At 62.5% G+C, this 13,473-nt stretch carries 15 protein-coding genes; 5 read left to right on the forward strand and 10 right to left on the reverse strand.

Annotated elements, in window-relative coordinates; genetic code table 11:
- The coding region (locus Q0L89_RS06585; RefSeq protein ID WP_296763357.1) for an adenosylhomocysteinase at positions 1–238 on the reverse strand (238 nt) is incomplete at its 3' end.
- Between the two features lie 112 nt (positions 239–350).
- On the opposite strand from Q0L89_RS06585, the gene Q0L89_RS06590 reads away from it, so the two are divergent.
- Entirely contained in the window at positions 351–944 is a 594-nt protein-coding gene (locus Q0L89_RS06590; protein ID WP_296763358.1) for an HD family hydrolase, read from the forward strand.
- Between the two features lie 2 nt (positions 945–946).
- On the opposite strand, the gene Q0L89_RS06595 is transcribed toward Q0L89_RS06590, so the two are convergent.
- Both Q0L89_RS06595 and hrcA read right to left on the reverse strand, forming a co-directional pair.
- Complete coding sequence (locus tag Q0L89_RS06595) at positions 947–1,531, reverse strand: nucleotide exchange factor GrpE (RefSeq protein ID WP_296763359.1); 585 nt, start codon at positions 1,529–1,531, stop codon at positions 947–949.
- Positions 1,532–1,540: 9 nt separating this feature from the next.
- Complete coding sequence (hrcA, locus tag Q0L89_RS06600) at positions 1,541–2,605, reverse strand: heat-inducible transcriptional repressor HrcA (RefSeq protein ID WP_296763360.1); 1,065 nt, start codon at positions 2,603–2,605, stop codon at positions 1,541–1,543.
- 113 nt (positions 2,606–2,718) lie between these two features.
- Between hrcA and rph the strand changes: the two genes are divergently transcribed.
- From rph to Q0L89_RS06620, 4 genes are read left to right on the forward strand one after another with little or no spacing between them, the layout of a single operon-like run.
- On the forward strand, positions 2,719–3,441 hold the full coding sequence (gene rph / locus Q0L89_RS06605; protein ID WP_296763361.1) for a ribonuclease PH: 723 nt from the start codon (positions 2,719–2,721) through the stop codon (positions 3,439–3,441).
- Positions 3,428–4,039, forward strand: coding sequence for an RdgB/HAM1 family non-canonical purine NTP pyrophosphatase (rdgB, locus tag Q0L89_RS06610; RefSeq protein ID WP_296763362.1), 612 nt, complete (start codon positions 3,428–3,430; stop codon positions 4,037–4,039). Before rph ends, rdgB begins: the two co-directional genes overlap by 14 nt.
- On the forward strand, positions 4,002–5,189 hold the full coding sequence (gene hemW / locus Q0L89_RS06615) for a radical SAM family heme chaperone HemW (protein ID WP_296763371.1): 1,188 nt from the start codon (positions 4,002–4,004) through the stop codon (positions 5,187–5,189). The genes rdgB and hemW overlap by 38 nt, the downstream gene beginning before the upstream one ends.
- A gap of 2 nt (positions 5,190–5,191) precedes the next feature.
- Positions 5,192–5,545 (forward strand): YbaN family protein, encoded by a 354-nt coding sequence (locus Q0L89_RS06620; RefSeq protein WP_296763363.1) that lies wholly within the window; start codon positions 5,192–5,194, stop codon positions 5,543–5,545.
- Here Q0L89_RS06620 and Q0L89_RS06625 read toward each other — a convergent pair.
- The 7 genes from Q0L89_RS06625 to hemJ all read right to left on the reverse strand — a co-directional run bounded on the left by Q0L89_RS06625 (position 5,535) and on the right by hemJ (position 12,950).
- Complete coding sequence (locus tag Q0L89_RS06625; protein WP_296763364.1) at positions 5,535–6,440, reverse strand: ParB/RepB/Spo0J family partition protein; 906 nt, start codon at positions 6,438–6,440, stop codon at positions 5,535–5,537. The genes Q0L89_RS06620 and Q0L89_RS06625 overlap by 11 nt on opposite strands.
- Before the next feature lie 14 nt (positions 6,441–6,454).
- Positions 6,455–7,264, reverse strand: coding sequence for an AAA family ATPase (locus Q0L89_RS06630; RefSeq protein WP_296763365.1), 810 nt, complete (start codon positions 7,262–7,264; stop codon positions 6,455–6,457).
- Positions 7,257–7,874 (reverse strand): 16S rRNA (guanine(527)-N(7))-methyltransferase RsmG, encoded by a 618-nt coding sequence (rsmG, locus tag Q0L89_RS06635; RefSeq protein WP_296763366.1) that lies wholly within the window; start codon positions 7,872–7,874, stop codon positions 7,257–7,259. Before rsmG ends, Q0L89_RS06630 begins: the two co-directional genes overlap by 8 nt.
- Positions 7,871–9,748: a tRNA uridine-5-carboxymethylaminomethyl(34) synthesis enzyme MnmG gene (gene mnmG / locus Q0L89_RS06640; protein ID WP_296763367.1), complete on the reverse strand. Its 1,878-nt coding sequence runs from the start codon at positions 9,746–9,748 to the stop codon at positions 7,871–7,873. Before mnmG ends, rsmG begins: the two co-directional genes overlap by 4 nt.
- Before the next feature lie 3 nt (positions 9,749–9,751).
- Positions 9,752–11,038, reverse strand: a complete 1,287-nt coding sequence (gene mnmE, locus Q0L89_RS06645) for a tRNA uridine-5-carboxymethylaminomethyl(34) synthesis GTPase MnmE (RefSeq protein WP_296763368.1) — start codon at positions 11,036–11,038, stop codon at positions 9,752–9,754.
- Between the two features lie 27 nt (positions 11,039–11,065).
- Positions 11,066–12,346 (reverse strand): transcription termination factor Rho, encoded by a 1,281-nt coding sequence (rho, locus tag Q0L89_RS06650; RefSeq protein WP_296763369.1) that lies wholly within the window; start codon positions 12,344–12,346, stop codon positions 11,066–11,068.
- A 121-nt stretch (positions 12,347–12,467) separates the two neighbouring features.
- Entirely contained in the window at positions 12,468–12,950 is a 483-nt protein-coding gene (hemJ, locus tag Q0L89_RS06655) for a protoporphyrinogen oxidase HemJ (protein WP_296763370.1), read from the reverse strand.
- Positions 12,951–13,473: the final 523 nt, after the last annotated feature.

The following is a 13,473-nucleotide window of genomic DNA, read 5'->3' on the forward strand; positions in this document are numbered from 1 at the left end:
AAATGTTGCACGACGCCCAGCGAACATCCGCCCCCAGCGCCGCCAGCGTCTCGATCAGCACGGCAGTCTGAACCGTCATGTGAAGCGAACCCGCAATCCGCGCACCCTTCAGCGGCTGCGCAGCGCCGAACTCCTCGCGCAACGCAATGAGACCCGGCATCTCCGTCTCCGCAATCGCAATCTCCTTGCGACCGTAATCCGCAAGCGAAATGTCCTTGATTATGTGGTCCTGGGTCATTGGTGAAACTCCTTTGGGAAAAACCTGTTTGACCACGGCGATAGCATTGGCGCATCAGGGCGGCAATACGGGAACATCCCGCGGGCACCCCGGGCGCAGAGAGCCGATTGGAATGAGCGATCAAAGAGCATGGCAACGGATGCTGTCGGGCCGCAGGCTTGACCTACTCGACCCGACGCCGGTGGATATCGAGATCGAGGACATCGCGCACGGGCTGGCTTTCGTCGCGCGCTGGAACGGGCAGACGCACGGCGATTACCCCTATTCGGTGGCCGAGCATTCGCTGCTGGTGGAAGAGCTGTTCGCCCGACTTGCACCGCGCGGCCCGACCCGGTGGCGGCTGGCGGCGTTGCTGCACGATGCGCCGGAATACGTGATCGGCGACATGATCAGCCCGGTGAAGACGTCTGTGGGCCCCGGCTACGCGGAGCTTGACGCGCGGCTCGCCGCCGCGATCCGGGTGCGGTTCGGTCTGCCGGCGGTGCTTCCAGACAAGGTGCGACGCACCATAAAGCGGGCCGACAGGATCAGCGCCTGGATGGAAGCGGTCGAGATCGCGGGCTTTTCGGAGCCCGAGGCGAACCGGCTGTTCGGTCGCCCGAGGGCCGACGCGATGCAGGGCTTGCGTATAAGGCTGCGGGCACCGCGGGACGTGCGCGCCGAATTCACCGCGCGGCACCAAACCCTGCTGGAAAGCATGGGATAGTCTTACTTTCCGCCGCTTCCCGCGTTTTGCGCAACCATCGAGGACACGCCCACCTGCGCCGGACGGAGCAGGCGGTCGTGCAGCAAGAAACCCTCGGTGGAAACCTGGATGATCTCGCCGGCAGTGGTGTTGGGAACCGGCGCTTCGAACATCGCCTGGTGCAATTGCGGATCGAACCGATCGCCAACTTGCGGTGAAACCGGCTCGATACCGTGTTTGCTGAACACACTGAGCAGCTCGCGCATGGTCAGTTCCACGCCTTCCAGCAACGGGCCGAACGCGGCGCGCTGTTCGTCGGTGGCCGCATCCAGTGCACGCTTGAGGTTATCGTAAACGGGCAGCATGTCGCGCGCCAGTTTCGATCCGCCATATTTCTCCGCCTCGCGACGATCCTTTTCCGAGCGCTTGCGCGTGTTCTCGGCGTCGGCCAGCGCCCGCATGAACCGGTCGCGGTAGTCATCGCGTTCGGCGCGCAGGCTGTCGAGTTCGACTTCCACGTCGTCCATCTCGGCCGCCCTGTCGGCGTACTCCTCGGATTCGGCGGCGTCGATGTCGTCGAGAAATTCATCGTTTTTCGGATCTGCCATTTTTCACCTCTAGCTCCGGTCGGAGATAAGTTTCCCGACCAGCTGTGCCGTGTAGTCCACGATCGGCACGATTCGTCCATAATTCAGGCGCGTCGGGCCAATGACGCCGACCGCGCCGACTACCTTTCGATCGGCGTTCATATATGGAGAGACAACCAAAGAGGAACCCGAAAGGGAAAAAAGTTTGTTCTCCGAGCCGATAAAAATCCGTACGCCCTCGCCCTGCTCGGCCAGCTCCAGGAACTCGGCAATATCGCGCTTACGCTCGAGATCGTCAAACAGGTTGCGGATGCGTTCGAGGTCTTCCTCGCTGCCCTCCGGGCACAGCAGGTTGGCACGGCCGCGCACGATCAGGCGCTCGGCATGTTCTCCTTCGTCCTCCCACACGGCGAGACCGCTCTTGACCAGTTCGCGGGCGAGGCTGTCGATCTCCTGGCGGCGCGCCTTGATCTGGATGCGCATCTGCGATTGCAGGTCGCTGAGCGTCTTGCCTTCGGCCAGGGCGTTGACGAAATTGGCCGCCTCGCGCATCGCCGACGGGGTCTGGCCCGTCGGCGGCGTGAACAGGCGGTTCTCGACCTGGCCATCGGCGAAGACCAGCACCACCAGCGCGCGGTCGGGGGCCAGACTGACGAATTCGACATGCTTGATCGGCGCTTCGTGCTTGGGCGCCAACACCAGCGATGCGCCCCTTGTGACCCCCGACAGCGCGGTGCTGAGCCGGTCGAGGATGCCCGATACGTCCTGCGAATTGCTGCCAAGCGTGTCGTCGATTCGCTGCCTGTCCAGCGCGTCGAGATCGCCGACCTCGAGGAAACCGTCCACGAACATCCGCAACCCGGCCTGCGTGGGAACCCGCCCGGCGCTGACATGCGGGCTGCCGACAAGCCCCAGATGCTCGAGATCCTGCATGGCGTTGCGGATGGTGGCGGGGCTGACCTTTTCGCTCATCGCGCGGCTGAGCGTGCGGCTGCCGATGGGGTCGCCGCTGGCAAGGTACGCTTCGACAACGCGCCGAAACACTTCGCGCGAGCGATCGTCCAGGTCGTTAAGGGTGTTCGAGTCTTCTCGCATGCCTCTTGTCCGCTCCGATCCGCCATTAAAGGCCTTCGCGCCGAAAGGTCAATCGGGGTTGCGCCACATGTCCGAGTGGCTGTATCCCCGCCCTGACTTGACAGGGGAATACCATGCGACCTTCGGGTAGGGACTTAAGCGATATGCGCCCGGTTTCAATCGAAACCGATATCACGAAACATGCCGAAGGGTCTTGCATGATTCGCATCGGCGACACGCATGTGCTTTGCACCGCCTCGGTGGAGCCGCGGGTGCCGCCCTTTCTGAAGGGCAGCGGCCTGGGCTGGGTAACAGCCGAGTACGGTATGCTGCCCCGGTCAACGGGCTCGCGCATGCGGCGCGAGGCCACCGCTGGCAAACAGGGCGGAAGAACGGTTGAAATTCAACGGCTTATCGGTCGCGCCCTGCGCGCGGGTGTCGACCGCGTCGCTTTGGGTGAACGGCAGATCACCGTCGATTGCGACGTCATCCAGGCCGATGGCGGCACGCGCTGCGCGGCGATCACCGGCGGCTGGGTTGCGTTGCGGCTCGCGGTGGGGCGGCTGATGTCCGTCGGCGAACTGGCCAGCGATCCGCTGATCGAGCCGGTCGCAGCGGTATCATGTGGCATATTTGCTGGGCAGCCGGTGCTTGACCTCGACTATCTCGAAGACAGCGAGGCCGGCGTCGATGGCAATTTCATCATGCTTGAAAGCGGTCGGCTGATCGAGGTTCAGATGTCGGCCGAGGGCGCCACGTTCACCCGCGATCAGACAAACACCTTGATGGACCTGGCCGAAAAAGGCGTGTCTGAACTGGCGCAAACCCAGAAAGCCGCGGTCGATGCGGCAGCTTGAAAAGGGACAGTCGCTACTCGTGGCAACCCATAACCGCGGCAAGCTCGAAGAGATCGCCGCGCTGCTGAAGCCATACGGCGTTGCCGTTAGCGGCGCCGCCGATCACGCCCTTTCCGAGCCGGACGAGACCGAGACGACCTTTGTCGGCAATGCCCGCATCAAGGCCCACGCCGCCGCCCGGGCCACCGGGTTACCCGCCCTGGCCGATGACAGCGGACTTGAGATCGACGCGCTGGACGGCGCGCCGGGCGTTTACACGGCGGATTGGGCCGAAACAGGCTCTGGTCGCGACTTTTCCATGGCGATGGGGCGGGTTCACGACGCGCTCGTTGCCAGGGGCGCATCGCAGCCGTGGACGGCGCGGTTTCGGTGCACACTGGTGCTGGCCTGGCCCGATGGGCATGACGCGGTCTTTCCTGGTGTGATCGAAGGGCGGATCGTCTGGCCGATGCGCGGCGAAGGCGGCCACGGGTATGACCCCATCTTCCAGGCAGATGGCTATGACGTCACGTTCGGCGAAATGGATCGCTGGGAAAAGAACCGCATCAGCCACCGCGCGGATGCGCTCAACCGCTTCACGCAGGCCTGCCTTGACTGAAGACTGGCAAGAGGGGGGATTCGGCCTTTATGTCCATTGGCCGTTCTGCCAGGCCAAGTGCCCCTATTGCGATTTCAACAGCCATGTTTCACGTGAAACCGACCAGGATCACTGGTGCCGCGCCTACCTGTCCGAGTTGGACCGCTACGCTGCCGAGGTGCCGGGCCGGGTCGTGACATCCGTATTCTTCGGGGGCGGCACACCCAGCCTGATGAACCCCGATGTCGTCGGCGCGATCCTGGATCGCATCGCCCGGCTCTGGCCAATGGCCAACGCGCCGGAAATCACTCTGGAAGCCAACCCGAGCTCGGTCGAGGCCGGCCGTTTTCGTGGCTACAGCACCGCCGGCGTCAACCGCGTGTCGATGGGTATTCAAGCCCTGAACAACCGTGATTTGGCGCGGCTCGGGCGATTGCACAGCGTGGAAGAGGCATACACCGCCTTCGACATCGCGCGGCAGAACTTTTCGCGCGTGAGCTTCGATCTGATCTACGCGCGCCAGGGTCAGACGGTGCAGGATTGGCAAAAGGAGCTGGAACAGGCCCTGGCGATGGCCGTCGATCACCTGTCGCTTTACCAACTGACCATAGAGCCCGGCACCGCCTTTGGCGACCGGTTCGCGCGTGGCACACTGCGCGGCCTGCCCGACGAGGACGAAACCGCTGATATGTACCTGCTCACGCAAGACTTGTGTCAAGCGGCGGACCTAAGTGGCTACGAAGTGTCGAACCATGCCGCTCCGGGCGCTGAGTCGCGCCACAACATGATTTACTGGCGCTACGGGGATTTCGTCGGCATCGGCCCGGGCGCGCATGGGCGGCTGACGCTGGATGGTCAGCGCCATGCGACCGTCGGCCACCATGCGCCGGGGGCATGGCTGGATGCGGTCGACTCCGGGCACGGCGAGGCCACGCGCGACGCAATTGCACCCGCACAGCAGGCCGACGAATTCCTGATGATGGGGCTCCGTCTGTCTGATGGCATTGCCCTGGGTCGCTACCGCGCGCTTTCGGGGCATCCCTTGCCCTGCGAAAAGCTGAGCTATCTATCTGGAATGGGTATGATCGAGGTTTCCGGCGACACCATGCGCGTCACCGAAAAAGGCCGCCCGTTGCTGAACGCGATCACGCGTGAGCTGTTGTCAGGGTAGCGATGCGATACGTTTGGGCAACGCTGGGAATCGCTTGTGTCGGGCTGGGAATGCTGGGCGCATTCCTGCCCCTTCTTCCGACCGTGCCGTTCATGCTGCTGGCGGCGTTTTTCTTTGCCCGTTCCTCCGACCGGCTGCACGCTTGGCTACTGGGGCACCCGGTGTTCGGGCGTGCGATCGTCGAATGGCACGAGCGCGGCGCGATCAATCCGCGGGCGAAACGCTATGCCACCGTGTCGATCGCGCTGGTGTTCGTGCTTTCCATCGTCCTGGCACTGAAGCCGGTAATCCTGCTGGTACAGGGCCTGGTATTGCTTGCGGTGCTGATCTTTATCTGGACCCGCCCTAACGGGTAGACGACAGCATACGGCATAGCTCGTCGAGTTGGTCGAGCGTGTCATACCCGATCGTGACACGACCGGATTCGTGCTCGGCGTCGTGCTGGATCACCACCCGCATCCCGAGCGCCGCCGACAGGTCGCCTTCCAGCGCCTTGGTGTCGGCGTCCTTCTCGGCCCCGGCCGTCTTGCGCGGTGTGCGCGAGGCATCATTCGCCGCGTCCTTGCGCACCAGTTTCTCGGTTTCCCTGACAGATAGGCCGGAATTGACAACCTTTCGGGCCAGCGCGGCCGGATCCTGCGAGGTGATCAGTGCCCGCGCATGCCCGGCCGACAGCTTACCCTCGCGCAGGTAGGTCTGAACCTCCTCCGGTAGCCCGAGCAGGCGCACCAGGTTGGCAATGTAGCTCCGGCTCTTGCCCAGCACCTCGGACAGCTTTTCCTGCGTATGGCCGAATTTTTCCATCAACTGGCGATAACCGGCGGCCTCTTCCACCGGGTTGAGATCGGCGCGCTGGATGTTTTCGATAATGGCAATTTCCAGCACCTCCGAATCGTCGAAGTCACGCACCAGGACGGGCAGCTCGTGCAGCTTGGCCATCTGTGCCGCGCGCCACCGCCGTTCGCCGGCGACGATCTCGTAGCCTCCTGCCCCACCTGCCCGGCGGCGAACGATCAACGGCTGGATCACGCCCTTTTCGCGGATCGACGCGGCCAATTCTTCGAGGTCGGATGTGGTAAAGCTGCGGCGCGGCTGATCGGGGTTCGGATGTATCTTTTCGATCGGCACGATCTGGTCGGCCGCCGCCGCGCCGGCTTCGGGCGCGGTCGCCTCCTCGGCCTGGCTGACATCAGCCATGAGCGCCGAAAGCCCACGCCCCAATCCGCGATTCTTCGATTTCTTGTCGGACATCCTGGTTTCCTGTCTCAAGCCGGAACGCCGGCGTGCTTTTCAATCAATTCCGTGGCAAGCGCCATATAGGCCTTTGCGCCCTTTGATGCCGGATCGTAATCCAGCACCGGCTGCGCGTATGAGGGCGCCTCGGAAACCCGCACGTTGCGGGGGATTACCGTCTTGCAAACCAGATCGCCAAGGTTGTCGCGCGCGTCCGACTCGACCTGCTGCGAAAGGTTGTTGCGGGCATCATACATCGTCAGCAGAACGCCTTCGATACGAAGATCGGGATTCGCGCTTTGCCGCACCTCGCGGATGGTCAGCAACAACTGCGACAGCCCTTCCAGCGCAAAAAACTCCGATTGCAGCGGGATCAACACCGAATGCGCGGCAACCATGGCGTTTACCGTCAGAAGGCTCAGCGACGGCGGGCAGTCGATCAGCACGTAATCGAAGGCGTAGGCATCCATCGCGCTCTGGCGCAGTGCGTCGTGAAGCAGGTAGCTGCGCTTTTCGTTGGAGACCAGTTCGATATCGGCCGAGGAAAGATCGATGGTAGCGGGCACAATCATCAGGCGATCGGTCGCAGTCGGCTTGATCACTTCGCCAAGCCCGACATCGTCGAGCAACAGATCATAAGTGGTGTAGTCACGCGCCGAGGGCTCGACGCCCAGCCCGGTCGAGGCGTTTCCCTGCGGGTCGAGATCAACGATCAGCACCTTGCGGCCAAGAGCGACCAGGGCAGCACCAAGGTTGATCGTCGTGGTGGTTTTGCCGACCCCGCCCTTCTGGTTGGCAATCGCGATGAGTCTTGGCCCCGGCGGGTCAATGGGATCAGGCACGAGTGAGTCCTCCGATCTTGAGAATGACGGCGTCGGGTTCTGTTTCGCTTTTTACCGCCTCGTAGTCAAACGACCATCCAGATTTTGCCTCCGCAAGCTCCTGCTGCCACCTGCGCCCTTTCGGAAACAGGTACGTGGCGCCGGGCACCGCGTGGCGATGCGCCATCTCCAGCAATTGCGGCAGCGGCGCCAATGCCCGCGCCGAAATGGTTGTCGCGGACAAGGGCGGTACGTCCTCGATTCGCTCGGCGCGCACGGTGGCGGCAAGCCCGGCCTCGCGGATCACGCTGCGCAGAAAGGCGCACTTTCGGGCATCGCTTTCAACCAGCGTGATTTGTTGCGGTGCACCGCGCTCTTCCATCATGGCGGCGATCACCAGCCCCGGAAACCCGCCGCCGCTACCGATATCCAGCCAGTGCGCGGTTCTGGGCGGTGCGTGGGCCAGAAGTTGCGCCGAATCGCGAATGTGCCGGGTCCACAAGTCCGGCACACTGCTACGGGACACAAGATTGATGCGCGGGTTCCATCGTTTCAGCAGAGATGCAAGGATTTCCAGCCGCGCCCTTGTTTCACGTGAAACATCTGGCCCCACCGGGCCATCGCCGGTCATGCCGACTTCGCTTTTTCGCCCTGCCGGATATGTACGAATAGCAGCGCCAGCGCGGCCGGGGTCATTCCGTCGATCCGCGCAGCCTGGGCCAGGTTGGCCGGGCGCGCTGCTTCGAGCTTGGACCGCACCTCGTTCGACAGCCCCCCGATTCGATCGAAATCGAATCCGTCTGGAATCGCCTGCTGCTCGTCGCGTTGCAACGCCTCGACGTCCCGCGCCTGCCGCTGGATGTAATTGGCGTAGAGTGCCTCCCGCTCAAGCTGCGCGCGCGCCTGCGCGTCGACCGCGTCAAGCTTCGGTGCAATCTCTGTCAGTCGTGCGAAATCGACATCCGGAAACGCGAGTAGCTGATAACCCGTGCGCCGTGCGCCATCCTGGTTCACCCGGAATCCGGCATCGAGAAGCTGCTTCGGCGTATAGCTTTCGGCCATCAGCATGGCGCGCCCGCGCTCAAGCCGTTCCATCTTCTCCTCGAAGGCGGCGCGCCGGCTATCCGAGATGCAGCCGATCACCAAGCCGCGCGACGTCAGCCTTTGGTCGGCGTTGTCCGCACGAAGCGAAAGCCGGAATTCAGCGCGCGACGTGAACATGCGATATGGCTCGCTCACACCGCGGGTCACGAGGTCATCGATCATCACGCCGATATAGCTGTCGGAGCGGCTGAACTGCACGGGCTCCCGAGCGCACGCGCTTTGCGCGGCGTTCAGACCGGCCACTAGGCCTTGGGCCGCCGCCTCTTCGTATCCGGTGGTTCCGTTGATCTGACCCGCCAGGTAGAGACCAGGAACCGCCTTTACCGCCAGCGACAGGTCAAGCGCCCGCGGATCGACGTAATCGTACTCGATGGCATATCCGGGCTGCCTGATCTCGGCGCTCTCCAGCCCCTTGATCGAACGCACATAGTCGTGCTGCACATCTTCCGGCAGCGACGTCGAGATGCCGTTGGGATAGACCAGATCGCTTTGCAAGCCCTCGGGTTCAAGGAATATCTGGTGCGACTCCTTGTCGGAAAACCGCACCACCTTGTCTTCGATCGAGGGGCAGTAGCGTGGCCCGACGCCATCGATATGGCCGCCATACATGGCCGACCGCGACAGGTTATCGCGGATGATCTCGTGTGTCGCCGCGTTCGTTTGGGTGATGCCGCAAGCGACCTGGCGCAATTGCGGTGCCTCCGACAGGAAGGAAAACAACACCGGCGCGTTGTCGCCAGGTTGCGATTCCAGCGCGCCCCAGTCGATGCTGCGGGAGGCCAGCCGCGGCGGCGTCCCGGTCTTGAGGCGACCCAGCGACAAGCCGAACCCGTCGATCCTTTCTGCCAGCCTTACCGACGGCCTCTCGCCCATTCGCCCGCCCTCATGCGAGACGTCGCCGATATGGATGACACCGCGCAGGAACGTCCCCGTGGTCAGCACCACCGACTGCGCCCGGAGCTCGGACCCGTCCGCGAGCCGGACGGCACACACCGCGCTTGACGACATGAGAAAATCGACGACCTCGCCCTTGACGATGTCGAGATTGTTCGTCGCTTTCGTCACCGCCAGCATCGTCTTGCGGTACACATCGCGGTCGCATTGTGCGCGCGGCCCTTGAACCGCCGGCCCTTTGCGCCGATTGAGCAGGCGAAACTGTATGCCAGCGGCATCGGCGACCCGACCCATCACGCCATCGAACGCATCCACCTCGCGCACCAGGTGGCCTTTCCCCAGGCCTCCGATCGCGGGGTTGCACGACATCACGCCGATGCCGGCCTCGTCGAGGGTCACCAACGCCGTTCGCGCACCAAGGCGCGCCGCTGCATGCGCGGCCTCGCAGCCTGCATGCCCGCCACCAACGACCACGACGTCGAAATCCGGTTGTTTCACGTGAAACACTCCTCACTTTCCAACGCAGAAACTCGAAAAGATCTCGTCGAGTACATTTTCAACATCCACCCGCCCGATCAGCGCCTCGAGCCCGCGCACCGCCGAACGAAGTTCTTCCGCCGCCACGTCCGTCTGCCCGGTCTCTCCTGATATAAGGGTCATCGCCCGGGCGATGCAATCCGCCGCGTCCTGCATGGCCATGCGATGACGCTCCCGCGTTGCCAACCCCGCCCCGCCCACACGATCCGACAGGCGCGCGGTGATTGCACTGATAAGCGCGTCGACACCTTCGCCGGAAACTCCGGAAATTCCGTTCGTCTTGTCATCGCGAAGATCGGCCTTGGCGCGCAAGACGATATCGTCATGCGCCTTCGGCTCGTCGAGGCTTTCCGACTCCCCTACCAGAAACACCCGCAGGTCTGCAGCCGCAGCACGGTCACGCGCCCGTTGGACGCCGATATTTTCCACCGCATCCGAGGTTTCGCGCAAGCCGGCGGTATCCAGCAAGGTTACCGGCAGGCCGCCGATCTCCATCCGTACTTCGATCACGTCGCGTGTCGTGCCCGCATATTCCGAAGTAATCGCAGCGTCGCGCCCCGCAAGACGGTTCAGCAACGTCGACTTGCCAACGTTGGGCGCACCGACAATCGCCACTTCGAAGCCGTCGCGCACCCGTTCTGCCGCTGCAACGCCACCGATCTGCGCTGCCAGCGCATCGCCCACGCGGCGCAACAGGGCGCCGACCTCGGGCGTGACGTCCTCGGGCACCTCTTCATCGGCGAAATCTATCGTCGCTTCCAGAAGTGCCGCTGCGCGGATCAGGTCGCTGCGCCATGCCTCGGTCAACGCGCCAAGTTCGCCCGACAACCCACGCAACGCCTGGCGGCGCTGCATTTCGGTCTCCGCCTCGACAAGATCGGCCAGCCCCTCGACCTCGGCCAGGTCGAGACGACCGTTTTCAAGCGCCTGGCGGGTAAATTCACCGGCCTCCGCGTGACGCAAGCCATCCATCGCGGACAGCTCTCGCAGCACGGCGGATATCACGGCACGGCTGCCATGCAGGTGAAGCTCGACAACGTCTTCGCCCGTAAAGCTGGCCTTTTCCTGGAACCGCAGCACCAACCCCTGGTCGAGCTGCTTCCCATCCCTTCCGCGCAAGACCCGCAAGCCGGCGACGCGCGCCGGCGGAAGATCGCCGCACAACTGCCGCGCCGCCCCGTGCGCCAACGGGCCGGAAACCCGGATGACCGCAACGCCGGCCTTGCCCTGCGCCGTGGCCGCGGCAAAAATCGTGTCCATGGAAGCCCCCAATCGCGGCGGCAATCGTCAGGTGTTCATAGAATCGAAGAACTCGGAATTGGTCTTGGTCTGCTTGAGCTTCGACAACAGGAACTCGATCGCATCCGTCGTTCCCATCGGGTTGAGGATACGTCGCAGCACAAAGGTTTTCTGAAGGTCCGCCTTTTCGATAAGCAGATCTTCCTTGCGCGTGCCGGACTTGAGGATGTCGATAGCCGGGAATACGCGTTTGTCGGCGATCTTGCGATCCAGTACCAGTTCGCTGTTGCCGGTGCCCTTGAATTCTTCGAAGATTACCTCGTCCATGCGGCTGCCGGTGTCGATCAGGGCTGTCGCGATGATGGTCAGCGACCCGCCTTCCTCGACATTCCGTGCCGCGCCGAAGAAGCGCTTGGGGCGTTGCAGGGCGTTGGCATCGACACCGCCGGTCAGCACCTTGCCCGATGACGGCACCACGGTGTTGAATGCGCGGCCCAGGCGGGTGATGGAATCGAGCAGGATAACCACGTCGCGCTTGTGCTCGACCAGCCGCTTGGCCTTTTCGATCACCATCTCGGACACGGCGACATGTCGCGTCGCCGGTTCGTCGAATGTCGACGACACCACCTCGCCTTTGACCGAACGTTGCATGTCGGTCACTTCCTCGGGGCGCTCGTCTATCAACAAGACGATCAGATAGCACTCCGGATGGTTCTTTTCGATCGAGTGCGCAATATTTTGCAGGATCACGGTCTTACCGGTGCGCGGCGGTGCGACGATCAGCCCGCGCTGCCCCTTGCCGATCGGCGCGACAAGGTCGATCACCCGCGCGGTTCGGTCCTTGATGGTCGGGTCTTCGATCTCCATGGTCAGCCGCTCGTCGGGATAAAGCGGTGTCAGGTTCTCGAAGGCGATCTTGTGGCGCGCCTTGTCAGGTTCCTGAAAGTTTATCCCCTCGACCTTGGTCAGTGCGAAATAGCGTTCGCTGTCCTGCGGCGCCTTCATCACGCCTTCGATCGTGTCGCCGGTACGCAGGGCGTGATGCCGGATCATCTCGGGCGATACGTAGATATCGTCGGGCCCGGGAAGATAGTTCGCCTCGGGCGAGCGCAAGAAACCGAAGCCGTCCTGCAAAACCTCGAGCACCCCGTCGCCGCCGATTTCCCACTCGTCCTCGGCCATTTCCTTGAGGATCGAGAACATCATGTCGCCCTTGCGCATGGTCGATGCGTTCTCGATCTCGAGTTCCTCGGCCATCGCCAGCAGGTCTTTCGGACTTTTTGTTTTCAGCTCGGACAGGTTGAGCCGCTCGATCACATCGCTCGTCATGGGGATACCCTGTGCCGTGGCACGCAACGCGCCAATACGGCCAATAGTGTTATGAAGCTGCGCATCCGGACGGATGGCTTGGTCTGCCCTTACGCAAAATACGTCGCGCTGTCAAACCCGCTCAGAACTTCAAGATCACCGACAGTACGATCACGACCATCAGGATGGTCGGGAGTTCATTCATCATCCTGTACCGGCGCCCGGTATGCCGGTTCCTGCCGGCTACGAAATCCTTGCGGCGCGCTGCCAGCCACATGTGAAACCATGTCATCGCGATCAGGGCGGCGCCCTTCGTCCACGGCCAGACCATCGACCAGTCGACAATCCCCGGCGTCAGGACAAGCAGCAACCCCAGCACCCACACAGCGATCAGAGATGGGTTCATGATCAGCTTCAGAAGCTTCGACTCCATCACCTGAAAAACATCGTCGCGGGCATCGCCCGGCTGCGACCGTTCGGCGTGATAGACGTACAGGCGCGGCAGATAGAATATCCCGGCCATCCAGGTGATGACCGCCATGATATGGAAGGCCTTTATCCATGGATAGCCAAGGATCAGCGCGTCAATAACCCATGCGTGGATCATGCTCAGCGTGTCGGTCATCGTGCACCTTTCTCGGTCGCCTTCCCACTATTCAATAATGATAAGAATGGAAAGAATGTAGTTTGTGTAGAGTCCCGCAAACATCTGGATTATCGGGTTGTACATGGCTTGTTCAGGTCTTGACCGGGCAACAGGACGCTCTGTTGGCAAAAAACAAAACGAATCCGGAACGTCATAAATAACTTCATTATTATCAAGTATTTAAATATTAATACGTCTTATAAACCAACGTGGATGAATCGTGTATGATCTCTGCACCCCACCAACCACCCACAGCGTCGCATTCATCCTTTGCACCGGTGGATGAATTGCGAATTTCCGGCTGGATTGGTCGCGGTACGGCTGATATCTCGTCTGGTATCAGAGTATCCCGAGGTTCATCACCGGGATCCGCGCCGTGTTATCCACTGGAGTCTCCACATGTCGCAGGGGGCGGTGTCAGCAAACCGTGTTGGTGCGGGGGTCTGAGGCGAGCAGCGGCCTGAGCAGGTCACGATAGCTGCGGTTCGCGTTGTCGCGGGCG

It is taken from the genome of Sediminimonas sp. (assembly GCF_024637375.1).
Classification (GTDB): Bacteria; Pseudomonadota; Alphaproteobacteria; order Rhodobacterales; family Rhodobacteraceae; genus Sediminimonas.